The 24177-nt window shown below is 39.5% G+C and carries 25 protein-coding genes; 1 reads left to right on the top strand and 24 read right to left on the bottom strand.

What is annotated here, in order from left to right; all coding sequences use genetic code 11:
* Nucleotides 1–3: 3 nt before the first annotated feature.
* The 7 genes from metF to BIV16_RS04070 form a co-directional block, all read right to left on the bottom strand.
* On the bottom strand, nucleotides 4–882 hold the full coding sequence (gene metF, locus BIV16_RS04100) for a methylenetetrahydrofolate reductase [NAD(P)H] (protein WP_075679222.1): 879 nt from the start codon (nucleotides 880–882) through the stop codon (nucleotides 4–6).
* Nucleotides 883–932: 50 nt separating this feature from the next.
* The gene (gene greA / locus BIV16_RS04095) at nucleotides 933–1436 is read right to left on the bottom strand and encodes a transcription elongation factor GreA (protein WP_075679223.1); all 504 of its coding nucleotides are present in this window, start codon (nucleotides 1434–1436) and stop codon (nucleotides 933–935) included.
* A 151-nt stretch (nucleotides 1437–1587) separates the two neighbouring features.
* The gene (locus BIV16_RS04090; protein ID WP_075679224.1) at nucleotides 1588–2229 is read right to left on the bottom strand and encodes a 4'-phosphopantetheinyl transferase family protein; all 642 of its coding nucleotides are present in this window, start codon (nucleotides 2227–2229) and stop codon (nucleotides 1588–1590) included.
* Nucleotides 2230–2289: 60 nt separating this feature from the next.
* Nucleotides 2290–2643, bottom strand: a complete 354-nt coding sequence (locus tag BIV16_RS04085; RefSeq protein ID WP_242940307.1) for an Hpt domain-containing protein — start codon at nucleotides 2641–2643, stop codon at nucleotides 2290–2292.
* Between the two features lie 160 nt (nucleotides 2644–2803).
* On the bottom strand, nucleotides 2804–4555 hold the full coding sequence (locus tag BIV16_RS04080) for a glycoside hydrolase family 13 protein (RefSeq protein WP_075679225.1): 1752 nt from the start codon (nucleotides 4553–4555) through the stop codon (nucleotides 2804–2806).
* Nucleotides 4556–4706: 151 nt separating this feature from the next.
* Nucleotides 4707–5444, bottom strand: a complete 738-nt coding sequence (locus tag BIV16_RS04075) for an amino acid ABC transporter ATP-binding protein (RefSeq protein ID WP_075679226.1) — start codon at nucleotides 5442–5444, stop codon at nucleotides 4707–4709.
* Nucleotides 5434–6951, bottom strand: coding sequence for an ABC transporter substrate-binding protein/permease (locus tag BIV16_RS04070; protein WP_075679227.1), 1518 nt, complete (start codon nucleotides 6949–6951; stop codon nucleotides 5434–5436). Before BIV16_RS04070 ends, BIV16_RS04075 begins: the two co-directional genes overlap by 11 nt.
* Nucleotides 6952–7177: 226 nt before the next feature.
* Between BIV16_RS04070 and BIV16_RS04065 the strand changes: the two genes are divergently transcribed.
* Complete coding sequence (locus BIV16_RS04065; protein WP_075679228.1) at nucleotides 7178–7633, top strand: hypothetical protein; 456 nt, start codon at nucleotides 7178–7180, stop codon at nucleotides 7631–7633.
* Here the strand turns inward: BIV16_RS04065 and BIV16_RS04060 are convergent.
* The 17 genes from BIV16_RS04060 to BIV16_RS03980 form a co-directional block, all read right to left on the bottom strand.
* Nucleotides 7626–8153 (bottom strand): GNAT family N-acetyltransferase, encoded by a 528-nt coding sequence (locus BIV16_RS04060; protein ID WP_075679229.1) that lies wholly within the window; start codon nucleotides 8151–8153, stop codon nucleotides 7626–7628. The two genes, BIV16_RS04065 and BIV16_RS04060, sit on opposite strands and share 8 nt — an antisense overlap.
* Nucleotides 8154–8299: 146 nt before the next feature.
* Nucleotides 8300–9658 carry an NCS2 family permease gene (locus BIV16_RS04055; RefSeq protein ID WP_075679230.1) on the bottom strand — a complete coding sequence of 453 codons (1359 nt, stop codon included), beginning with the start codon at nucleotides 9656–9658 and terminating at the stop codon, nucleotides 8300–8302.
* An 87-nt stretch (nucleotides 9659–9745) separates the two neighbouring features.
* Entirely contained in the window at nucleotides 9746–10270 is a 525-nt protein-coding gene (locus tag BIV16_RS04050; RefSeq protein WP_075679231.1) for an adenine phosphoribosyltransferase, read from the bottom strand.
* A gap of 383 nt (nucleotides 10271–10653) precedes the next feature.
* The gene (locus BIV16_RS04045; protein ID WP_075679233.1) at nucleotides 10654–11142 is read right to left on the bottom strand and encodes a hypothetical protein; all 489 of its coding nucleotides are present in this window, start codon (nucleotides 11140–11142) and stop codon (nucleotides 10654–10656) included.
* A 21-nt stretch (nucleotides 11143–11163) separates the two neighbouring features.
* Nucleotides 11164–11304: a hypothetical protein gene (locus BIV16_RS04040; protein ID WP_159435912.1), complete on the bottom strand. Its 141-nt coding sequence runs from the start codon at nucleotides 11302–11304 to the stop codon at nucleotides 11164–11166.
* A gap of 8 nt (nucleotides 11305–11312) precedes the next feature.
* Nucleotides 11313–11618 carry a hypothetical protein gene (locus BIV16_RS04035; RefSeq protein ID WP_075679234.1) on the bottom strand — a complete coding sequence of 102 codons (306 nt, stop codon included), beginning with the start codon at nucleotides 11616–11618 and terminating at the stop codon, nucleotides 11313–11315.
* Nucleotides 11618–11890 (bottom strand): helix-turn-helix domain-containing protein, encoded by a 273-nt coding sequence (locus BIV16_RS04030; RefSeq protein ID WP_242940308.1) that lies wholly within the window; start codon nucleotides 11888–11890, stop codon nucleotides 11618–11620. The genes BIV16_RS04035 and BIV16_RS04030 overlap by 1 nt, the downstream gene beginning before the upstream one ends.
* Nucleotides 11891–11981: 91 nt before the next feature.
* Nucleotides 11982–12158: a hypothetical protein gene (locus tag BIV16_RS04025; RefSeq protein ID WP_173664527.1), complete on the bottom strand. Its 177-nt coding sequence runs from the start codon at nucleotides 12156–12158 to the stop codon at nucleotides 11982–11984.
* A 3-nt stretch (nucleotides 12159–12161) separates the two neighbouring features.
* Nucleotides 12162–13385: a hypothetical protein gene (locus BIV16_RS04020; RefSeq protein WP_075679235.1), complete on the bottom strand. Its 1224-nt coding sequence runs from the start codon at nucleotides 13383–13385 to the stop codon at nucleotides 12162–12164.
* A 132-nt stretch (nucleotides 13386–13517) separates the two neighbouring features.
* On the bottom strand, nucleotides 13518–13853 hold the full coding sequence (locus tag BIV16_RS04015) for a helix-turn-helix transcriptional regulator (protein ID WP_075679236.1): 336 nt from the start codon (nucleotides 13851–13853) through the stop codon (nucleotides 13518–13520).
* Nucleotides 13854–14135: 282 nt separating this feature from the next.
* Nucleotides 14136–16775 (bottom strand): pyruvate, phosphate dikinase, encoded by a 2640-nt coding sequence (gene ppdK / locus BIV16_RS04010; RefSeq protein ID WP_075679237.1) that lies wholly within the window; start codon nucleotides 16773–16775, stop codon nucleotides 14136–14138.
* Between the two features lie 187 nt (nucleotides 16776–16962).
* Nucleotides 16963–18360, bottom strand: coding sequence for a glycine--tRNA ligase (locus tag BIV16_RS04005; protein WP_075679238.1), 1398 nt, complete (start codon nucleotides 18358–18360; stop codon nucleotides 16963–16965).
* A 19-nt stretch (nucleotides 18361–18379) separates the two neighbouring features.
* A complete protein-coding gene (locus BIV16_RS04000; RefSeq protein ID WP_242940309.1) occupies nucleotides 18380–19102 on the bottom strand; it encodes a hypothetical protein in 723 nt (240 codons plus the stop codon).
* 93 nt (nucleotides 19103–19195) lie between these two features.
* On the bottom strand, nucleotides 19196–19951 hold the full coding sequence (recO, locus tag BIV16_RS03995) for a DNA repair protein RecO (protein WP_075679239.1): 756 nt from the start codon (nucleotides 19949–19951) through the stop codon (nucleotides 19196–19198).
* Nucleotides 19930–20103 carry a hypothetical protein gene (locus tag BIV16_RS03990; RefSeq protein WP_159435913.1) on the bottom strand — a complete coding sequence of 58 codons (174 nt, stop codon included), beginning with the start codon at nucleotides 20101–20103 and terminating at the stop codon, nucleotides 19930–19932. The genes recO and BIV16_RS03990 overlap by 22 nt, the downstream gene beginning before the upstream one ends.
* 71 nt (nucleotides 20104–20174) lie before the next feature.
* Nucleotides 20175–21083, bottom strand: a complete 909-nt coding sequence (gene era, locus BIV16_RS03985) for a GTPase Era (protein ID WP_075679240.1) — start codon at nucleotides 21081–21083, stop codon at nucleotides 20175–20177.
* Nucleotides 21080–24019: an insulinase family protein gene (locus BIV16_RS03980; protein WP_075679241.1), complete on the bottom strand. Its 2940-nt coding sequence runs from the start codon at nucleotides 24017–24019 to the stop codon at nucleotides 21080–21082. The genes era and BIV16_RS03980 overlap by 4 nt, the downstream gene beginning before the upstream one ends.
* Nucleotides 24020–24177: the final 158 nt, after the last annotated feature.

Raw genomic sequence — 24177 nt, 5'->3', positions numbered from 1 at the left:
CCACTATTTTTCATCACGTTTATAAATATAAGAAAGATTATCTAAAATTGCGCCCGCAATATCCGGTTTATTCATTGTGTAAATATGTACATGGTTGACTCCATTTGCAATCAAATCAATAATCTGTTCGGTTGCATACGCAATACCAGCCTGTTTCATAGCATCCGGATCTGCGCCAAAACGATCTACAATTGCAAGAAATCTAGGCGGAACCATATTTCCGGATAATGACATGATACGTTTTACCTGATTCGCATTGGTAACCGGCATAATACCTGCTACAACCGGAACATCAATGCCCATCTTCAATGCTTTGTACATGAAATTGTATAAGATATTATTATCAAAAAACATCTGTGTTGTCAAAAATTCACATCCGGCATCCACTTTTTCCTTTAAATGTGCTAAATCATCGTAAATCGTATCTGCCTCTGGATGTCCTTCCGGATAACATGCGCCACCAATACAAAAATCACCCTGTGCTTTGATATCCGCAATCAGTTCACTGGCATGTTTATACTGATTCGGCAGTGGGAAATCTACATTCTGTGGAATGTCACCACGCAGCGCCAGGATATTCTCAATTTTCTTTTCCTTTAATTCCTCAATCACAGAAGCAACTTTCTCCTTCGTGGAAGATGCACAGGTTAAGTGCGCCAATGCCGGAATATGATTCACATTCAAAACTTCATTGGCAAGTTCTACCGTATAATCTGACGTTCCACCTGTTGCGCCATAAGTGACACTCATATATGCAGGCTTTAATTCCGCCATCTGCTTTACAATGTTTTTGTAATTTTCCAGCTGTGTTCCTAACTTTGGTGGGAACAATTCACAGGAAATTGTCACTTCTTCTTTTTGTAATAATTCTGTCAGTCTCATCTTTTTCTCCATTCTTGCGTAAAATCTATTTTTGCGATATCCCTATTCTTTTAGAAACTTCTTATCTTATCGTTTTGTTCATCCGATGTATTCTCGATTTTTCGGATTTCAACAAAATAGGAATAATTCTCATTTACTTTTACTTCCACGCGGTCTCCCACTTTATGACCCAGCAGAGCTTTGCCAAGTGGTGACTCATTGCTGATAAGATTTTTTAAGGAATTTCCTCTTATCGTCGTGACGATGCGGTAAGTCTCCACCATATCATCTTCCTCAAAGTAAACTTCCACCGTATTGTTCATTCCGACTTCATCTTCGGCGGAATCACTCGAAATCACCCGCGCCGTCTTAATCATCTTTTCCAGATAGCGAATCCGGCTCTCATTCTGATTCTTATCTTTTTTGGCAGCGTGATACTCAAAATTCTCGCTGAGGTCTCCTTGCGCTCTCGCTTCTTTTACCGCTTCAAGCGCCTGTTTTCTGACTACCAGTTTCCGGTACTCAATCTCTTCTTCCATTTTCCTTATATCCTGTTCGGTCAACTCGTCGTACATGAAAATTCCTCTCCTTCTAGCTTCTCCTTCTTATGCGAAACAAACATTCACACCCGTCTTTCTGATGTAAAACCAAATTCCTATTACATAAAAAAGCTATAAAAAATTCTACTCATATAGAATTAAATTATAGCCAATTTCATTTTTCATGTCAAACACACCTAAGGTCCACATATTCAATTTTTTCCGGGAAATTCCGATTCTTAGCGCACCCTGATATGGTGTAGGAATCCTTTTCTTCATAAGTATGAAAAAAATATCCGGTCTGTCCAAGTTCATCTGCAATCGTATCAAAGCTTCTTAAATCGATTCTTAGACCAAGCCCGATTGCTTTCACATAACTTTCTTTTCTTGTCCAGATTCTGGTAAACATTTTCTCCTGTTCTTCTCTGGAATTCTGCTGTCTGATTAACCGGTATTCCTCCTCCGTAAAAAAACGCCTTGCGACCTGAAGTTTTGTCTCTCTTTGCCGCTCTACGTCAATTCCAATCTCCTGCTCATCAAATGCAGCCACAACGCGGTCTCCTGAATGGCTTAGATTAAAATGCAGACCCAATGCTATCGGCACCTGATATTTTCCTGCTTCATTTTTCTTTAAGGAAAGTTCTCTTTGCGTATATCCGTAAAGACGGAGGCCATATTCTAAAAGAAGTCCCGCACCAAAACTTCTCCTTTTATCTCCCTCATGACGGAATCTTTCTATCCGCTCGATTCGTTCTTTCGTCAGAAGATGTTTTTTTTCTTCATAGACTTCTTTGGTAAGTTCCTCAATTCCTGCACAAAAAATTCTCATGTTTTCCGCTGTCCTTCTATTTCAAGCTGTCCCGTTTTTGCATGATAAAACCGTACTTTCCTACATCAGGCTTTTTAATTTTTCACGGCTCTCAATTAATTTCTCATACTGTGGCATCAGATTTTCGCAATTACCTGCGCGCAGTGGCTCCACAAGCAATGTGATAATATCAAACATCGGGGTAAGTCCCATATTGGCAAGCACACCCTTTAACGTATGGGCATAGCCAAACGCTTCCTGTGCATTATGTGCATCTAACGCCGTCTTTAATCCGTCAAATGCCTCGTCCTCTATCACTGCATTTAAACAGTCTCTGTATAAATCTTCATCATTTAAAAAACGCTCCATGGCTCCATCCATGTCACATCCCCACTCTCTCAGTCTCTCTATTGTGTCCTTCATTTTATCAACCATGCCTTTCTGCCGTCTGCATCTGCAGGCTCAAATTTAATTGCACGTACCCTAATTTATAACGTTCTTTCTTATTGTATCAAATTTAAGTCAAAATTGCATTCCGTTTTCGCCTAAGTTTCACCTAAAAAGGCAGAGATTTCCATTATCTCTGCCTTTTTTCTTAATTTTCACTGATATAGATACAAACACCATCTTTTAAAACGCTGTCTTTCTTACATCCATAAGAGAATAAAACCTTCTTATGTGCCGGAATCGCAATCTCTTTTTCAGATGCGTTCACCAAAACACCAATCGTCTCACTCTCTTTTTCTAACTTCCGGTAATGAATGACGCGGTCTTTATGATTATCCCAGACAATCTGATCGCTTTTACATGCAGCATACGCTTTTCTTATGGAAATCAGCTGCTTTATCGCATCGATTCTGTCTTTGTATTTTCCTGCCTCAATTTCATCCCATGGCATACATCTTCTGCAATCCGGGTCGTGGGCACCCTGCATGGCAATCTCGGTTCCATAATAGATACATGGACTTCCTTGCATGGTAAATAAAATCGCAAGCTGCTGATAAAATTTTCCAAGATTTCCGGTTCTTGTATACAAGCGTTCGGTATCGTGGGAATCCAGCAGGTTAAAAAGCACCCGGTTCGTCTGCTTGGTGTATAAGGAATAACAACGGTTCATGCTGCACTCAAAATCAAATCCGCACCGGTTTTCATCAATGAAAAAATCGTTGATGCTTTCTACCAGCGGATAGTTCATCACCGAATCATACTCATCTCCCTGAAGCCAGAGGATGGAGTCATGCCAGATTTCCCCAAGTAAAAATACATCCGGTTTGATTGCCTTTACTTCTTTTCGAAGTTCCTTTAAAAACGTATGGGAAACCTCATTTCCTACGTCAAACCGGATACCATCAATATCCCAGTCTCTTAACCACTTGGAACACAACTTCGTAAAGTACTCGATTACCTGTGGATTGTTAGTATTTAACTTTGGCATTTCACCGTAAAACGCGAAAGAGAAGAATTTTCCGTCACGTGTACTGTAATCCGACTTATTAAATGGCCACTTCTGAATGAAAAACCAATCGTAATACGGTGACTCTGGTCCATTCTTTAAGACATCCTGCCATGGAGCAAACTCATTTCCGCAATGATTAAATACTGCATCTAACATCACACGGATTCCTGCCTCATGCGCCTCTTTTACAAGCGCCTTTAACTCTTCCTCATCACCAAAACTTTTATCAATCTTATAATAGTCTGTGGTGTTATATTTGTGATTGGAATTCGACTCAAAAATCGGGGTCAAATAAAGTCCTGTAATTCCAATATCTTTTAAATATGGAATCTTGTTTCGGATTCCCCTTAAATCTCCACCATAGACATCCATATAATCTACTTTTTCGCATTTCCATTCTTTCACATAAGAAGGGTCTAATGACGGGTCCCCGTTACAGAAACGGTCCGGGAAAATCTGATACCAGACCGTATCCTCTACCCATTTTGGTGTCTCATTGACATCAGACGGGTTCATCCATGGGAAAAAGAAGCACTGTTCTTTTCTTCCCGGAATTGCCATACGCTCCTTCGTATAGCATCCGTCCTCGAAAAAGAAGACCACCTCGTCCCCTGCATGTACCTCAAAATAATATTTGCATCTTCGATATGGCGGCTCAATCATGACCGTCCATCTTTTCTGATATGCCAAATATCTGCACTCTGTAATCTCAATCCGTTCCCCACTCCATTTTTCATTACCACCCATGATACCGGCGGAAAACGGGTCCCCATAACATAGATAGACATGATCGACTTCATATCCTGTTTTTACTGATATTTCAAGCTGTGTTTCATTTAATGCATAACAATCATTTAATGCCGCGCGATGCGCTAATAATCCCAATTCCATAGAAAAAACCTCCTGCCATATATGCTGTTTCTATTTGCATTATAATACGGCAAGAGGTTACTTTCTAGTAAAAATATGATATTTTATAGTACAATCCTATCATTTTATAATTTGATTCCAAATATTTAACACTTTTTGTGGGAAAATGCTTTTATAACACTTTTGACAAAAAATCCTGCAATCGCTGACTCTTCGGATGTTCAAAAATTCCCTCCGGTGTATTTTCCTCCGCAATCACACCCTCATGAATAAACATCACACGGTTTGCCACTTCCCTTGCAAATCCCATCTCGTGTGTGACTACCACCATCGTCATCCCTTCTTTTGCAAGGTCTTTCATAAGAGACAATACCTCCCCGACCATCTCCGGGTCAAGTGCACTCGTCGGTTCATCAAACAAAATAATATCCGGGTTCATGGCAAGAGTGCGGACAATTGCAATTCGCTGTTTCTGTCCACCTGACAATTTTGATGGATACATATCTGCCTTGTCAAGCAGGCCAATTCGGCCAAGCAGCTCGTCTGCCCTTTTGAACGCCTCTTCCTTTGTCATTTTCCCTAATTTTATCGGAGCTAACATAATATTTTCTTTCACCGTCATATTCGGGAAAAGATTAAACTGCTGGAACACCATTCCGATTTTTTGTCTGACAAGATTGATGTCCACCGATTTATCTGTCAAATCCGTTCCCTCAAAAACAACATGCCCCTTTGTCGGCAGCTCCAACAAATTCAGCGAGCGTAAAAAGGTAGACTTTCCGCATCCGGACGGACCAATCAACGCAACAACATCCCCTTTTGCAATCGTTGTGGAAATCCCTTTTAAAACTTCATGGTTTCCATAAGACTTATGAAGATCTTTTACCTCTAAAATTACATTATCGTTCATTATTTCTTAGTTTCCTTTCTAACAGGTTCACCAGTCTGCTAAGCAGCATCACAAGCACAAAATAAATAAGTGCAACCGCAATCAATGGCAAAAATGCCTCGTATGTTGTGCTTCGGATGATATCGCCTCCCTTTGTCAAATCCATCAGACCAATATATCCACTGATGGAAGTCTCCTTCATCAGGCTGATAAATTCGTTACAAAGCGCCGGCAAAATATTTTTCACTGCCTGTGGAAGCACAATCGCAACCATGATCTGTCTGTAATTTAATCCAAGACTTCTGCCCGCCTCAAACTGACCCACATCGACCGCCATAATTCCTGAGCGAACAATTTCAGCCACATAGGCCGCGGAGTTTAATCCAAATGCAATCACAGCCACAAAAATTTTGCTTGCATTGATGTTTGCAAAAATAACATAATAAATAATCAAAAGCTGAATCATCACAGGTGTTCCACGCACAACTGCAAGATATACCTGACAGATTGCATTTAAGATAGGAAGCCCACCGTTGCGGTCATGACTGGTTCTTACAATTGCAATCAAAAATCCAAATAAAATACCTATCAAAACAGCAAAGAAGGTAATCACAAGCGTATGTGCCAAACCTTTCAGCAGATACTGATAACGTCCCTCTTTGACAAAATTATCGTATAACTTTTCCGAAAAACTTGTGTTCTTCGCACTTTCACTGTCTTTTACAATCACGACCTGTCTGGATGTTGCATAGGTATCCGTAAAGTTGATGTTTTTCTTACGCTCCTCTGTCACGGTAAATCCAGACGCGCCGATATCAGCCTTTCCACTTGACACCGCTGAAATAATCGAATCAAATGACATATCCTCGACTGCAAGCTCCATTCCAAGCTTGTCACCAACGGCCCTCATAATGTCAATGTCAATACCGGTAATTTCCCCATCTTCATAATATTCATAAGGTGGGAATTCGGCATTGGTTGCAACGGTAAGCACACCGTTTTCGTAATCCGTATTATCGCTCTCGTATGCAGGTGCATTTTCATCTGCATTCAGATAAGCGTTTGTAATCTCATCTAAAACGCCCTCGTCCTTTAACTCTTCCAATGCCTGATTGACTTTTTCAAGAAGGTCTGTATTCTCCTTGGCAATACAAAATGCGTAATCCTCTAACGCAAAATCTTCCTCTAAAAACTTCAATCCTGGGTTTTGCTTTATGAATTCTTTGGCAGGCTGTTCATCAATGATGACACAGTCAATCTTTCCCTGAAGCAGCGCCTGGATTCCATCTGCGCCCTTATTGTAGCGTTCAATTCCAGTCTTTTTATCCGAACCATACGAATCGGTCACATATAAATCTCCGGTTGTTCCAAGCTGAACCCCGATTTTCTTACCTGCAAGATCATCCAATGACGTAATCTTGTTTTGTTCCTCTCCTTTTTGGGATTTTGATGATTTACATCCTGATACTGCGACAAGAAGTCCTATTGTCAGGATAACCACCATCCAAATTGCTTTGTTTTTCTTCATATCTTTTTCCTCATTTCGTTTCGTAAAAAAGAGTATAGCACAGTTTTTCCAAAAAAGCATTTATAATTTTTCACATTTTCTGCATAATTAAAACCGTTTTTGGATACTTTATGACTATTTCGGCAAAACTATTGTATTTCCTCTCCATACGTGTTACTATTGTACCATTCATAATACAAGAAATAATTTGATACTATAAATTCGTTTCAAAAACAGAGGAAAAAAGATGAGCGAAAGCGAAAAAAATATTAAAATTATAGAACTAGACACCAACGGGGCAAGTCCAGACCGCATTTGCAAAAACTGCGGATCTGTTTTTCTTTCCAGACATTCCCGCCCTATCTGCAATTCTTGCTATGAGGAAGTTCTTTTCTCCCAGGTCAAGAAATACATCCGTGAGAACGAGGTGACGGAGTTTGAGGTTGCAAACTATTTTCGAATTCCAATCCGCCTTGTCAAAAAATGGATTCGACAGGGACGCGTTGATTACAAAGAAAATAAGCTGTCGACAGAAAACCGCCACTGTAAAACCTGTGGTACCAGAATCAATTTTGGGAACTACTGTTGTGACTGCTTACGTTTTGTTGCAGAGGAACGTTTTGATGCAGAACTTGGATTTGAAGCCCAATTAGAGCACGAACGAAAAAAAGAGATAAAAAAAGAGTACCTGTCATTCATGTAATGGCAGGTACTTTTATGCAATACACTTCTTTGTAAATCTCTCTTTTTATCTTCTCAAACTCTTCTTTTGACAAAGCCTTTGGGTAAGTCATGATATGAAGCGGAATCGGTTTTCTTCCTTTTGAAAGCGCCGGCTGCATATATTCGTACTCGTGATAGCAGAACGCATTTCTTTTATAAAAGGCAATTCGACGCTTTGCCAGCTCCGTTTCCGGGAGTTCCACCTCAAGTACAAGGTTTTGTTCCAGTTTACATAATTCTCTCAGCATCTTAGAACCATATCCTGCATTTCTGGCACGTTTGTCGATTGCAAAATGCTCTAAGAAACAGCAGTTTTCCAGCTTCCACACCGCAAGAAATCCTAAAAGTCTTTCCTCTTTTTTTAGTCCATAAACAACGTACTCCTTTTTATCCCAAAGCGCTTTTTGTTCTTCTTTCTCTCTTCTCTCATCAACCGGAAAACTTTCTTCCAGAATGCGATAAAATTCTTCAAAGTCTGTTATACTTAATCTTTCTAGCATGCGTTTATCCTTTCTCACATCAAACTTAACTTTTTGTCATTTTCCAATAAGAAAGCGGTAAGCTATCTTTTGAATCCGGTACACAAAAAATGCCAGGAATCAAACATCCCTGGCATTCTTTTCGTATACTCTAATATAATTTCATTCTATAAGAAAATATATTTGCAGACAAAAATCACGGCTAACACATACATCAGTGGTGTGATTTTCTTTGCTTTTCCGCAGATTACATTGATGACAACGTAAGAGATAACGCCGATTGCGATACCTTCTGAAATGCTGTACATCAGTGGCATTGCAAGAATACAAAGATATGCTGGAATTGCCTCTGTCAAATCATTAAAATCAATGTTTAAGATTGCAGATACCATTAAGAATCCAACGAAAATCAATGCCGGTGCTGTTGCAAATCCTGGAATTGCAGTAAAGATTGGTGCAAAGAAAATTGCAAGAAGGAATAAAAATCCGGTTACAACAGAGGAAAGTCCTGTTCTTGCGCCTGCGCCAACACCTGCAGAGCTCTCTACAAATGTAGTTGTAGTTGAGGTACCAAAGACTGCACCAACAGAGGTTGCAACTGCATCTGCAAGCAATGCAGGTTTGATTCTTGGTAACTTTTCTTCTTCATCTAACATATCTGCTTTTGTTGCAACACCGATCAAAGTTCCGATGGTATCAAACATATCCACAAATAAGAAAGATAATAAGATTGCAATAAAATTGAAAATGTTTACATTGGAAAAATCAGCTTTAAAACACTGTCCAAATGTCTTTCCAAAAGAGGAAAAATCTGTCATGGAAAGTGTTGGATACAAAGAATAGAAACCATTCTTGGCATCAATCTGATAAATTCCGGCTGCCTGGCAAATCATACCAAGTACCCAGGTTGCAAGAATACCAATCAAAATTGCACCCTTGAATCCTTTTACATATAATACGACAGTGATAACAAGACCTATCAAAGCCAGTACAGCACAGATTCCTTCTGTATGCCAGTTTCCTGCGAAATCAACATGTGTTAACAATGTAGAATCATTGTTTACAACAAGGTGAGCTCCCTGTAAACCAATAAATGCAATGAAAATACCAATTCCGGCACTGACACCTTTTTTCAGGTTGCTTGGAATTGCATTGAAGATTGCTTCACGTACATTGGTAAGGGAAAGCACGATAAAAATCAGACCTTCTACAAATACTGCCATCAAGGCAACACGCCAGTCATAACCCATACCAAGACATACGGTATATGCAAAATATGCGTTCAATCCCATACCTGGTGCTAATGCAAATGGATAATTTGCCATGAGTGCCATTGCAAGTGTTCCTACAAAAGATGCAAGACAGGTTGCAATCAGTACTGCTGTTGCATCCATACCGGAAGCGGAAAGCATGGTTGGATTTACGGCAAGAATATATGCCATTGTCATAAATGTGGTAATACCCGCTAATACTTCGGTTTTTACCGTTGTATTATTTTCTTTTAAATGAAATAACTTTTCTAACATTTCAATAAACCTACTCTCTCGTATTTTATTCTCTCTTTTCGAATTGTTCCAAAGTGATATAACTACAATTGTCGTTTTATCTTGGAATTATTTTCCCTCATAGGTAATGACAGAAGCAACATCATATTTTGCAAGCTTCTCTCTTCCTTTTAATCCTGCAAGTTCCATCAAGAACAGTATTTTTACAACTTCACCGCCAAGCTCTTCCACTAATTTACAACCAGCTTCGATGGTTCCGCCTGTTGCAATCAAATCATCCACAACGACAACCTTCTGTCCCGGTAAAATTGCATCTTTGTGAATCTCAATGGTTGCATGGCCGTATTCTAATTCGTAATCTGCTGAGATTGTCTCGCAAGGAAGTTTTCCCTTCTTACGAATCGGTACAAATGCCTTTCCTAATGCGTATGCAATTGGTGCTCCAAAGATAAATCCTCTGGATTCTGCTCCAACTACAACATCAAAATCAATTCCATCTAACAACCGAATCATAGAATCAATTGCAAGCTTTAATCCGTCCGGATCCTGAATTACGCTTGTCACATCACGAAACATAATACCTGGTTCTGGAAAGTCTGGAATGGTTCTGACATATTCTTCGATTTTCTTCATCGATATACTCCTCCTCTTGTATCATATCCTCTACTTATCGTATTTAGAAGTACTGCTAATAAGTAGATTTTTTTCAAAAAAACACCTTATAGTTATACCATCTTTTCGAAGAATATTCAATCGTTCGGACGAAAGTTTTTCATTCCCATTTTTCATTTCTGGGCAATAGCTGCCTGCGCTGTTATGCGCGGGTAACGTTTTTTTGAGATTTCAACATGCTCTTCTTCCAATCGGTAGTATCGACTTTGAACGTCTCATTTCCAAGCTTAGGATTCAGATACCAGGAGAAAACTCCTTTATCATAAACAATCCTATCGACAAATACATCAATCATTGTCTCGGGTATCTTTGCCCTAGGATCAAAGGCCTGCATCTTAATAAACTCAGTTAAGCTTTCGATCTCTAACATAAACATCATTAAGAAAGTGAAGGTTTAGGAAATCTTCAAAAATATCTATCTTTCCAAAATAAGTCGCATACATTTTTTTATATAATGAAAAAGAGTCATTGACTGTTTTGAGGAATCGATCCATATAATCCTGCATTCCACCATCTGATGAAAACCAATCACAATACCCTTTACAATATTCATCATCCAACTTCCGGCCAACAACCATAGGTAAAATCCAAAAATTTGCAAGACAATGATATTGATAGTAATACTCTTGTAAGTAATTAGGCCATTCCGATATTTTCGTTCGTTGTTTATTACTCTTCCCAGCCTCAAGCACTTTGTTAGCAATCGTATTAAAACAATTCATAGTATCGCCAGCAAACTCATTATTAGAAAGAGCTTCTGCTCCGTTGAGTATTGGATTGCTCAAAAAGTCATTATACAGAATTTCATAAAAGCCAATTGCAAAATCGGACATATCAGGATCAAGACCGATAGGTTAATTCTTATAAGGATAATAACTCTGAGTGGTTTCTATACCTTTTCCTGCTTTTTTTATCTTTACACCAGTCATACCACTATAACCAATTACGTTTATTGGCATTAGCAGTATCTCTTCAACTTGCTTTTTCTTATCCATATTTATTCTTATATCCTACTAAGCGCTCCTTTTACAAAGAGTATTCCTTCCTCCCCAAGCTTAGTTATTACAGCAGGAACTGCACCAAATGCAACGCCGCCCAAGAACATCTTTAAAAAGATATCTCCAGAAATCTGTCCGGTTGCAACACAAAGAAGGCTTCCTAAGATTAAGAGCCCACCCACTATTTCTCCAGCCTTTGTGACAATACCCCCTGCTGCGCCAAATATAACTACACCCAACGTTAATACAATCTGGATAAAAAATACGATTACTCTTACCGGTGCCCTCAAAATCGCTTTAAGTGTTCTCATTATATGTTCCCCCTTTCCTTTTCAATCATTACCTTATAGGCAACGAGTCTAAGAACATATTCAGGGACCTGAGAATTACCGAGTTCCCAATCCTGCATCGTTCGATAAGGTATTCCGAGCCATGCAGCGAACTCTTTTCGATTCATACCGGTCTTGTTTCTTACCATTACAAAAGCAGATGCAAGCATTCTCTTCTTTCTGGCTTCATCTTGCTCTGCCTTACTCTCATCTTCAACAATGATTCCGTTTACTATATACTCTAAGTCTTTCATCTTGCACCTCCTGTATACGGATTTCGTATATACCCACCTTTATTATATACACGGATTCCGTATACGTCAACGAAAATGCAAAAGGAATCACCTATTCATCATCATCGTCACCCCATGAAGAAACCATATGTAATTCACCCGAGTCCATGTCCATAGCCATGTTATCACCCATACGCATCATCATATGCCCCTCAGAGTCCATTGCCATATTGTCAGATGTAGTAAAACAAAGATCTCCGTCTTCCATATCCATAAAGCTCTTACACATAAATCAAACCTCCTTGTAAACAAAATTCTTAACCTGGTTATATGAACGGTTAACATCTTCAATCAAAGATTTAATATATTCATCCTTAGATGAAGCACTTACTCGTACAACAGTCGAAAATATTCCCTGGAAGTTCCCTGCTGAATTTATCCCCGAATGAAAGCACACTGTATCATTCTCTTCGTAAAAATGAAAATCCTGCATTATTCCTTCCATAATAGTTTTTTCATCCATATACTGTCGAATACTAGAAAATGAATCTTCAGCAGCTTTGCCAATCTTTTTTAGTTCCTTTAAAACATCTTGGTTATGTTTTAAAGCATTCTTTAACATAGTTGCCGTAGCTTTTCTATCGGCCTTAACTGCCATATCAAGCAGCTTTCCTAAATAAGGGAAAGTCAATCTACACAAAGCTTTCCTATTAGTCTCTATCTCAAATTCCGAAGAAAAGTATACCAATACCTCATCCGAAGCCCTGGCAACCTGATCCATAAACTGCTGATTGTAATACTTCTTAACATCCAAAGCTGTGCCATAAAAATAAGAAGCTTCATATAGTGAAGGAATTTCTCTTGCCTTTGCTTCATCAAGAATCTTATAATCTTTATTCTCTAAAGCCAAAGCTATTATGTTTGTTCTCAAACTATCATTTTGCTTCATCTTATATTCGAGCAAATCATAGTCAAAAGGCGGCCTTCCTTCTATTGTTGTTCCGGAACCAAAAGAACCCCAATACTTCTGCTGATCCTCATCTATTAAATAAATATAACCATTATCAATCAAATACTTAAGGAAACCATAATTACCAAACTCAATCGCATAATCAATAACAGTCTTTCCGTACTCATCCTCATTTAGAATTAGTTTATCCGGTCTCTCAATATATTCCTTCCAAATCTTTTTATCATTGGAAAAAGCTACAGAATAATTTGTCGTCCTAGTAGGTGCTGGCTTGGCTACCTTTCCGGCACTGAGGATACTATCAACGGATACCTCTAATAACTCTGAGAGAATTGGCAAGTCATTAATCTGTATTCCCTTTCCGATTTTTTTCATCTGACATATTTTGTTTGCTACACGTTGAATTTCGTCCGAGGCTGGCTCTTCATCTATCCCATCTCTTAACTTTATATACTCAATTGCAAACTGACGATCCGCACCATACTTTCTAGCAATCAGCTTTCCAATATATTCACCTATTTTGCTGCTTTCCTCTGTTCTATACATCGTAAGACACCTCCATATCACTTGCTTGATATAAGCATACACTCAGCATATAATCTCGTATATAACAAATAAGCATATGCGTAATGCATATGCTTATTCTATCACATTTCGGTATATGCTTTTAGCATATATTTATATTGTGCCATTGATTCTTTGCTTGATTACCCAAACTACATCTTCCTTGTCTCTATCCGATAGCTGATCAAATAATTTTAGGAAAGAACCATACCGATTACATAGAATCTGCTCTTCTTTTTCCTCAACATAGTTTTCTAGGATGAGCTCCCTTACGTCCGTTTTATAAAGTTTAGCCATATTCAATAAATCATCAACCGAAACCGGATGCTGATTGTTTTCAAATGACCTTAAAGTTCGGTCTGTAATACCTAACGCTTTTGCTGCTTCTTCTTGTGACAGATTAGCATTAATCCTTGCCTCTTTTATCATTTTTGCTGCAAAACTCGACATTTTTTAAACCTCCTTCAACCGGAAACATGTTTCCGCTTTTGCCTCGAACGCTTCAAAAAAATGCAAACAACAGATTCAGATATACTAATCCGTTTATAGCGCCTTATATTCTTTGATAAAAAAATATAGGGAGTCTTTAACAGACTCCCTATACTAGAAATAGCTTAAATTCAAGCTTTTCCGGGAACCGGAAGGCACGGTGTTCGCCATAATATAGCTTTCCGCTCTTCCTCATGAAATCCTTTGGGATCTCAAATGTTCCTAAAAAACATGTTGGCTCAATTAACGTGCCTCGCTGATAGCAGCCTGTGCAGCCGCAAGTTTTGCAACAGGAACACGAAACGGCGAACAGGAAACGTAGTCTAAACCAATTCTATGACAGAATTCTACGGAGGAAGGATCTCCACCGTGCTCGCCACAGATACCAACATGAAGTTTTGGATTGACAGATTTGCCAAGTTTGATTGCTGTCTCCATCAATTTACCGACACCATTCTGGTCAAGTTTTGCAAATGGATCATTCTCAAAAATCTTGGTGTCATAGTAAGCATTCAAGAATTTACCGGCATCATCACGTGAGAAGCCAAATGTCATCTGTGTCAAATCGTTTGTTCCGAAGCAGAAGAAATCAGCTTCCGTTGCAATCTCATCTGCAGTAAGGGCAGCTCTTGGGATTTCAATCATCGTACCTACTTCGTACCCTAATTTCACACCTGCTGCTGTGATTTCAGCATCTGCAGTCTTGGCTACTACTTTCTTTACATATTTTAATTCTTTCACTTCGCATACAAGTGGAATCATAATTTCCGGTTTCACAATCCAGTCTGGATGTTTCTTCTGTACATTGATGGCAGCACGGATAACGGCTCTTGTCTGCATCTTGGCAATTTCCGGATAGGTAACAGCAAGACGGCATCCTCTATGTCCCATCATAGGGTTAAACTCATGTAAAGAAGCAATGATGGTCTTGATGGTCTCTACTGATTTGCCCTGTGCTTTTGCAAGCTTCTCAATGTCTGCTTCCTCCGTAGGAACAAACTCATGAAGAGGTGGATCCAGGAAACGAATGGTGACTGGGTTACCCTCCAATGCTTCATACAACGCTTCGAAGTCCCTCTGCTGATATGGAAGAATCTTCTCTAATGCTGCTTCTCTTTCTTCTACGGTATCAGAACAAATCATCTCACGAAATGCAGCGATTCTGTCCTCCTCAAAGAACATATGCTCTGTACGGCAAAGTCCGATACCTTCTGCACCAAGTTCACAGGCTTTCTTTGCATCTTGTGGTGTATCTGCATTGGTGCGGACTTTTAACGTTCTGTATTTATCAGCCCATGCCATAACACGTCCGAATGTTCCGGCAATTGTAGCATCCACGGTCTTGATAGCGCCATCATAAATATTACCGGTTGTGCCATCGATAGAGATATCATCTCCTTCCTTAAATTCTTTTCCAGCTAATGTAAATCTCTTATTGTCTTCATCTATCGCAATGTCGCCACATCCAGATACACAGCATGTACCCATGCCACGTGCAACGACTGCTGCATGGGATGTCATACCACCACGAACGGTCAGAATACCCTGGGATACTTTCATTCCTGTGATATCTTCCGGAGATGTCTCAAGACGTACCAATATAACATTCTCTCCTCTCTTGCTCCACTCTTTCGCATCCTCCGCTGTAAATACAATTTTACCGCAGGCAGCACCTGGGGAAGCACCCAGTCCTTTTCCGATTGGTATTGCAGCTTTTAATGCAGCTGCATCAAACTGTGGATGTAATAAAGTATCTAGGTTACGAGGGTCAATCATGGCAACAGCTTCTTCCTCTGTCTTGTGCCCTTCCTCTACAAGGTCACATGCAATCTGTAAGGCAGCCTGGGCAGTTCTCTTGCCATTACGGCACTGTAACATATAAAGCTTTCTGTTCTCAACTGTGAACTCCATATCCTGCATATCATGGTAATGATTCTCAAGAGTCTCACAAACTTTGAGAAATTCTTTGTAAGCTTCCGGGAATTCCTGTTTCATCTTTATGATTGGCATTGGAGTACGGACACCCGCTACAACATCCTCACCCTGTGCATTCTTAAGGAACTCGCCCATAAGCTTCTTCTCACCTGTTGCAGGGTCACGTGTAAATGCAACACCTGTACCGGATTTCTCATTTAAGTTGCCAAATACCATAGGCATTACGTTAACTGCAGTCCCCCAGGAATAAGGGATATCATGATCTCTTCGATAAACATTCGCACGTGGGTTATCCCAGGAACAAAATACTGCTTCAATCGCTGATTTAAGCTGCGTAACCGGGTCGGCAGGGAACTCTTCTCCTAACTGATTCTTGTATTCCGCTTTGAACTGCTCTGCTAATGTCTTTAAATCAGAAGCTGTCAGTTCAATATCATACAAAACACCTTTCTCCTCTTTCATCTTATCCATAAGCTGCTCGAAATACTTTTTGCCGACTCCCATCACAACATCTGAGAACATCTGAATAAATCGTCGATAGGAATCATATACAAAACGTTCAAATTTCGAATCTGGATTACCTGCAATCATCGCTGCGACTACTTCATCGTTTAAACCAAGGTTTAAAATGGTATCCATCATCCCCGGCATGGAAGCTCTTGCTCCGGAGCGAACCGAAACTAACAGCGGATTCCTCAAATTGCCGAATTTCTTGCCGTTCATCTCTTCCATTTTCCGAATGCCTTCCATCACCTGAGCCATAATCTCATCATTAATCTTGCGTCCATCCTCATAATACTGTGTACAAGCCTCTGTTGTGATTGTAAACCCCTGTGGTACCGGAAGTCCGATACTTGTCATCTCAGCAAGGTTCGCACCTTTACCACCGAGAAGATTACGCATTGTCATGTCGCCTTCACCAAACATGTAAACCCATTTGTTTGCCATTTTCCTTCTCCTTTAAAAAACATATGTAGTTGTATTCAAGAATTTGTTTTTTGAAAAAACGCATTCTCTATTTCATGTTATGGTACAGGTTCTTTCTTTATGTGAGAAATTTCCTAATTAAAACCAAAAAGACATCTCCCTTTTCCGGGAAATGTCTCTTCTGCTATTTTATTTACTTGTATTCTTCTTACCACTCAAATTTCTTTGCGAAGTAAGCGTCTAAATCTTCAATTTTAATTCTTTCCTGTTCCATCGTATCACGATCACGAACAGTTACTGCTCCGTCTGTCTCAGATTCAAAATCGTAAGTTACACAGAATGGTGTTCCGATTTCATCTAATCTTCTGTAACGTTTTCCGATATTTCCTCTGTCATCGAACTCACAATTGTATTTCTTTGATAACTGTGCATAAACTTTTTCTGCACCTTCGTTTAATTTCTTAGACAATGGCAGCACACCGATTTTTACAGGTGCCAATGCCGGATGGAAATGAAGAACTGTTCTCATATCCGGTTTTTCTTCTGTTCCAATGTTTTCTTCATCATATGCTGCACATAAGAATGCCAGTACCACACGGTCAGCACCAAGAGATGGCTCGATAACATATGGTATGTATTTTTCATTCTTAGTATCATCGAAGTAAGTCAAATCCTGTCCGGATGTATTCTGATGCTGTGTCAAGTCATAGTCTGTTCTGTCTGCGATGCCCCATAACTCACCCCATCCGAATGGGAACTTGTATTCGATATCGGTAGTACCTTTACTATAAAAGCAAAGTTCTTCTGCGGAATGATCACGAAGACGCATCTCATCCTCTTTAATTCCAAGTGCAAGTAACCAGTCACGGCAGAATGCTCTCCAGTACTGGAACCATTCCATATCTGTTCCTGGCTCACAGAAGAATTCTAATTCCATCTGTTCAAACTCTCTGGTACGGAATGTAAAGTTACCTGGTGTAATCTCGTTACGGAAAGATTTACCAATCTGTCCAATACCAAATGGGATTTTCTTTCTGGAAGTTCTCTGTACATTTTTAAAGTTTACAAAGATACCCTGCGCAGTCTCTGGTCTTAAATAAACAGTGTTCTTCGCATCTTCTGTAACACCCTGGAATGTCTTAAACATTAAATTAAACTGTCTGATATCTGTAAAATTGTGTTTTCCACAAGAAGGACATGGCACATTGTGTTCCTCGATGAAGTTTTTCATCTGTTCCTGTGTCCATCCATCTACGGAACCGCCTAATTCAATTCCGTTTTCCTCCGCAAAATCTTCGATGATTTTATCTGCTCTGAAACGCTCGTGGCACTCTTTACAATCCATCAAAGGATCTGAGAAACCGCCAAGATGTCCGGAAGCTACCCATGTCTGTGGATTCATCAAAATCGCACAGTCAACACCTACGTTGTATGGATTTTCCTGAATAAATTTCTGCCACCATGCTCTTTTTACGTTGTTCTTTAACTCAACACCTAAATTACCGTAATCCCAGGTGTTTGCCAATCCACCATAAATTTCTGAACCTGGATATACGAATCCTCTTGCCTTTGCTAAGGCTACAATTTTGTCCATTGTCTTTTCCATTCTTTTACCCTCACATTTCTTATTTAAAAATTACATATGTGTAAACATCTGATTCACTTGCAAACTCATCTTCAAGAACAGCTTCTGTCTGGTTTGCTTCCTCTGCTTCTGTTTCAGCCACAGTCTCGGTTGAACCAACTACGTTTGTAGTGTCCGCTGCAAGATAACCTTCACGGATGGAAACAGTATTCTTTCCTGTTACCTTCACATTCTGGCTGGATACATAAACAATTGTTCCATCTACTTTTACGTCCGTATTTGCCTTGATGACTGCTACCTTATAATCATCGTGGTCTACAATCTCATCTTTCGTTGCCGTACCTGTTACAGCACCATCTTTTACAGAAACAAAATCCACTCCAAAGTCGTAACCGGCTGCCATTGCCTTTACAATTGTTCCTGTATAAAGCTCTACTCCGTTAAAATTGGTGTAGTCCTCTGCTGTTTTATATTTCATCGTAAGCTTCGCCACCGAATCTTTTACAGAAACGCTTTCTAAACTGACCGATTTCTTTCCATTTTCTGATGTATAGGATGAAATCTCATCCCCGATATAATCTTTCAATTCATCTTCATCATAATAGTCTGCGCTAAAATCTTCTATATCTGTCGAAATCACGCTGCCGTTTTTTTGTACATAAACGGTACTTTCCTCCACATCAAGCTTGTTCCCGCACCCACAAAGCAGGCTTAAGCCAAGCAACATGGAAAGTGTTATCCCTATTTTTCTTCTCATACTCATGTCCATGCCTTTCCATTTCCTCAAAAATAATAATCCATGCTATTATACAATTATTCGTTTCTGATTTCAACCTCAAACTATGGGAAACGCACTCTACTTTTCCAGGAAACTTTCGGACTCCTCGATAATTTTTAAGGATTTAAACGTATGAGAAAGATAGCGTTTGATATACTTTTTCATAATCATTTGCAGTTGCATTAAAACCTGCTCTGTCACGGCAAATGTGTACAACTTGCTAATCTTTGCAGAAATAATATATTGCATCGTATAGCAGGTCGATTCCTCGATATGTATTGCCTGTTCCTTCCTTGCACAATCGTCGCACACCGTACCACCACGCTCTATGGAAAAATAGTGCAGGTTTTCTTTTTTCCGGCAAGCCAGGCAGGAAAAGACGTTTGGTCCCTCGCCATTGATTGACATTGCCTTTAACTCGAAAATCAGACGGACTAAACGATTGTCAAAAGAAGGACTTTCTAGTGCGCGAAGCGACTGATACAAAAGCTTTAGCATTTCTTTTTCATCGTTATTTTCCTGACAATAATAGTCTGCAAATTCCAGAAAATAGAATCCGTAATATGCAACATCAAAATCATTGGTCAGTTCCCGGAAATAATTGCTAATGGCTGCTTTTGCGACCGTGTAGGAGCTTCTGCCCTCAAACAGTTCAAATTCACCAAAAGAAAAAGGATTGGTTGCAGCTAACAGTTGGCTGTTGGGTCTTCTGGCGCCACGCGCAAAAGCTGTAATCTTTCCTCTTTCCATGGTCAATATTGTTATTCTTTTGTCATAATCGCCAATTGGCATCACATTCAAGACCATTCCGGTCAAAACGACTGTCTGTCCCATCCGGCTTCTCTTTCCTTACTCTCTTTGACTGTGCCAGACACACAATCCGTATTTCTCTTAGCAGACAGGTTTTCGCCCTTTTCCTGTCTGCAATAATTTAGATAATCTGTCACTTTTCCTGTTGTCTCAAACATTCTCCAGGCTTCATCCATCGCAGTCCCTCCTTATCACTTTTAGAATCTCCGATGGATTGACGTTCTATACCAGTAAAAAATAGGCAAATTTAAATTTCCTTTTTGTCATAGCCAAAGTTCTTCATTAAGAAATCGCTGTCACGCCAGTCTTTCTTTACCTTTACCCATAACTTTAAATTCACTTTCGCGTCTAACATACGCTCAATCTCATAGCGGGCATTACTTCCGATTTTTTTTAACATCGAGCCGCCTTTTCCGATGATGATTCCTTTATGGGAATCTTTCTCACAAACAATCGTAGCATCAATATCAAAAAAGTTCTGCCCTTTTCTTTGCTTCATCTGATCGATGGAAACTGCAATTCCGTGCGGAATCTCCTCGTCTAATGCATGAAGTGCCTTCTCACGGATGATTTCTGCCACGATTGCGCGCTCCGGCTGATCTGTCACCGTATCCTCATCATAAAACTGTGGTCCGTATGGCAGATATTTGTAAATCATGTCAATGACATCATTTAAGTTGATATTTCGAAGTGCAGACACTGGAATAATCTCTGCAAAATCGTAAATTTTACGATAACAATCGATATATTCTAAAATCTTTTCCTTGTCCACGGTATCCACTTTGTTGATTACCAGAATAACAGGCGTATTGGTCTTTTTTAACTGCTCCGCAATGTGCTGCTCCCCTGCTCCGATAAAAGTAGATGGCTCTACTAACCATAAAATGACGTCTACTTCATTTAAGGTACGCTCTGCAACATTCACCATGTATTCACCAAGTTTGTTTTTTGCCTGGTGAATACCTGGGGTATCCAAAAACACAATCTGACCACGGTTCATATCGGTATAGACCGTCTGAATTTTATTTCTGGTTGTCTGTGGTTTTTTGGATGTAATGGCAATTTTTTGTCCAATCAAATGGTTCATCAATGTGGATTTCCCCACATTTGGTCTTCCGATAATGGTTACAAATCCTGATTTAAAGCTTTCGTTCATTCTTTATCCTTTCCGGTTTCATTTAGATTTTTCACTTGTAAAAACATATCTTTTTCTTCTAAAATAGCATCTTCATTTCCGATGACACAAAGATTATCCTGCTCTAAGACTGCGCTAAGCAAGCCCTCCAGATTACGGATATCTTCCTGCGACGCATGAATTACCTCGTCACGCTCTCTTTGTAAATCGTCGATTGTGATATGCTGTAAATAAGCACTCATAGAGCGTGCTCCCTTTGCGTACGGATTCATCGGTGTATCCATATCACTGATCGTTCCGATGACATATTTTGTCATATCACGCTCATCTGCCTCAAATGCCTTTACATATTCTGGTATCTGATTGTAAACCTCATTTGTCTTTGCAAGGTTTGGATCACGGTAAGATACAAAATAAGTGTCTCCATTGCGAAGGTATCCGTTCATGCATCCGTAAGCACCACCTTTGACACGAACGTTAATCCAAAGATAATCGTATCCCATGATGACTTTTAAAATACGAAGGGCTCCTGTGTAGGAATAGCCTAATTTCCGGTAGTTTCCGGCACGTGCCACATACTGTACCTGCGAAGCATCCATAAATCCTTCGTTTTTCTTCTCTAATGTAAGCTTAGCCGCTTCACCAATTACCTTATCCTCAAATAATACCTTCTTAAAATCTTTGATTTCCTGTTCTAAACCGGCAATTCCCTCTTTGGTTGCGGTCACGCTGACTAACATACGGTTTGGTGTGAAAATCTGTTTGGTCAATGCAACTAATTTTGTAATTAATTCCTCTTTCTTCTCTTCAAAATGTTCTTCAATCTCTTTTACTTTCTCATAGAACGCAATACCGCTTGTCGAATCCTGGTATGCTGCGTTCTTGGAAAAATAAGACATCGCACGCATGGAAGAAACGGAATGTCCGGAACTGCTCATGCTTACCTGTAATCTTGATTTCAACTGTGCCATCACTTCATAGAGACGTTTTTCATCCGAATAATCAGAAGTTGCAACCATCTCCTTGATTAAATGCATGGCATTTGGCAATTTTTCATACAAAGCCTTTGTCTGCACTGCAAACTTCACCTGAACCATATCTTCCTCTTTGGCATCCGGATAAATTCCAACGGAACAAGAAACGCCACCGGTGTGAATGTTTACCTCATTTGCAAAATCTGCATAAGAATAACTCTTGGTATCCACATAGCCTAAAACATATCTTAAAATTCCAAGGTATGGAAGGTCTTCCTCTTTGACATCTCCTGCCTCAAACAAGAAGGACAGATAATCGATTCCATTGGAGAACATTTCATGAAATACAACCGGAGTTTTATCCATTGTAAGTTCTTCATTGTAAAGCGGTGCTGCCTCTTTTTTCATATCAGAACGCTTTAACATTGGAATTTTCTCTAAGTCCTCTTTTGGCGATGGTTCCTCCTGATACTGTTTTAAGTGTCTGGTATCCGCAATGAGCTGTTCTAACTCCGCCTCACTTAAGGACTCCTTGTACGCTTTTAATTTTTCTGCTAACGCTTCTTCATTCTTTGCATTTAAGCCTTTCTTCGGCTCAATCACTACGACAGAAGCGTGTGTGTTCTGTAACAGATAACGCTCAATCAGTTTTTCAAAATAGTCGGTCTCTACCTGCTCTTTCAAAAACTGGTAAGTCTCAATCGCCTCTAAATGCATAAATGGCTGCATATCATCAAACATCCAGCTGTCTAAGCACTGAAGTCCATATAAAAGTCCCTTCGGGAACTGTCCAAAATCCGCTTCACGGAAACGGAATTCCGCACTGTTGATTCCAGCGAGAAGTGCTTTTTTATTCAAGCCATTTTTGACAACACCCTCTAATGTCTCTCGAATCACCGATAAAAAGTGCTCTTTTTCTGACTTGTTCGTATTCTTTGCTACGATTGAAAATACCGGCTGTAAAATTCCATTGTCAAAAGAACCTAAAATATCTTTACCGATTCCTGCATCTAGAAGTGCTTTCTTTAACGGTGCGCCCGGTGCACTGACAAGCGCATAATCTAAGATATCAAACGCCTGATATAATTTCTTATCTAAAACGGTTTCAATTGCAACATTGTAGGAAAGATAAGTGTTATCTTCCTCTGACTCCGTTGATGAAATAGAATATGCCTTGTTCACCTCAATTGGTTTTTCAAATGGTTTCTGCAGGGCAATGGTAGAATCCAGTTCAATCTTATCATATTTTCCAAGATATTCTTCGTCCATCCACTTTAACTTTTCTACAAGGTCCATATCACCATATAAATAAATATAGGAATTGCATGGATGATAATATTTGCGGTGGAAATCAAGGTATTCCTCATAAGTCAACTCTGGAATATGAAGCGGGTCTCCGCCAGATTCATGATGGTACGCATTCTCTGGAAATAAAGAGTTTAAAATCTCTCTTTGTAAAACATCATCCGGGGAGGAAAATGCCCCCTTCATCTCATTGTATACAACACCATTGATTGTGACCGGCGCATCTTTTTCCTCTAGCTCATAATGCCAGCCTTCCTGCTTAAAAATCTCTTCATGCTTGTAAATATTTGGATGGAACACGGCATCCATGTAGACATCCATCAGATTCTGGAAATCCTTCTCATTGCAGCTTGCAATTGGATATACTGTCTTCTCCGGATAAGTCATCGCATTTAAAAACGTATTTAGAGACCCTTTTACCAATTCCACGAAGGGATCTTTTACCGGATATTTGTCAGAGCCACAAAGTACTGTATGCTCGATAATGTGCGGCACTCCGGTGGAGTTTTCCGGTGGTGTACGAAATCCGATATAAAATACCTTATTCTCGTCATCATTTGAAATTGCGGCAATTCTTGCACCGCTCTTTTTATGTCTTATAATATATCCGATTGCATTTAAATCTTCTAATCGTCTTTCCTCAAGCACTTCATATGCTGTTAAATCTGATAGTTTCATTTTCTAAACCATACCTTTCCCTTGGTCTCTCAAAGGCCAAATAAACTCATGTTACTTATTATACCATTTTTCCCCACGATTAAAAAGTATAAACTAGAAATCGTTTTTTCAGAAAAAGAGGAGCACTCTTTTCGAGCACTCCTCTTCCTGGTTATTCT

Source organism: Roseburia sp. 831b, assembly GCF_001940165.2.
Taxonomy (GTDB): Bacteria; Bacillota; Clostridia; order Lachnospirales; family Lachnospiraceae; genus Roseburia.
The sequence above is the reverse complement of the archived record's forward strand: the minus strand, read 5'-3'. Positions and strand labels throughout refer to the sequence as shown.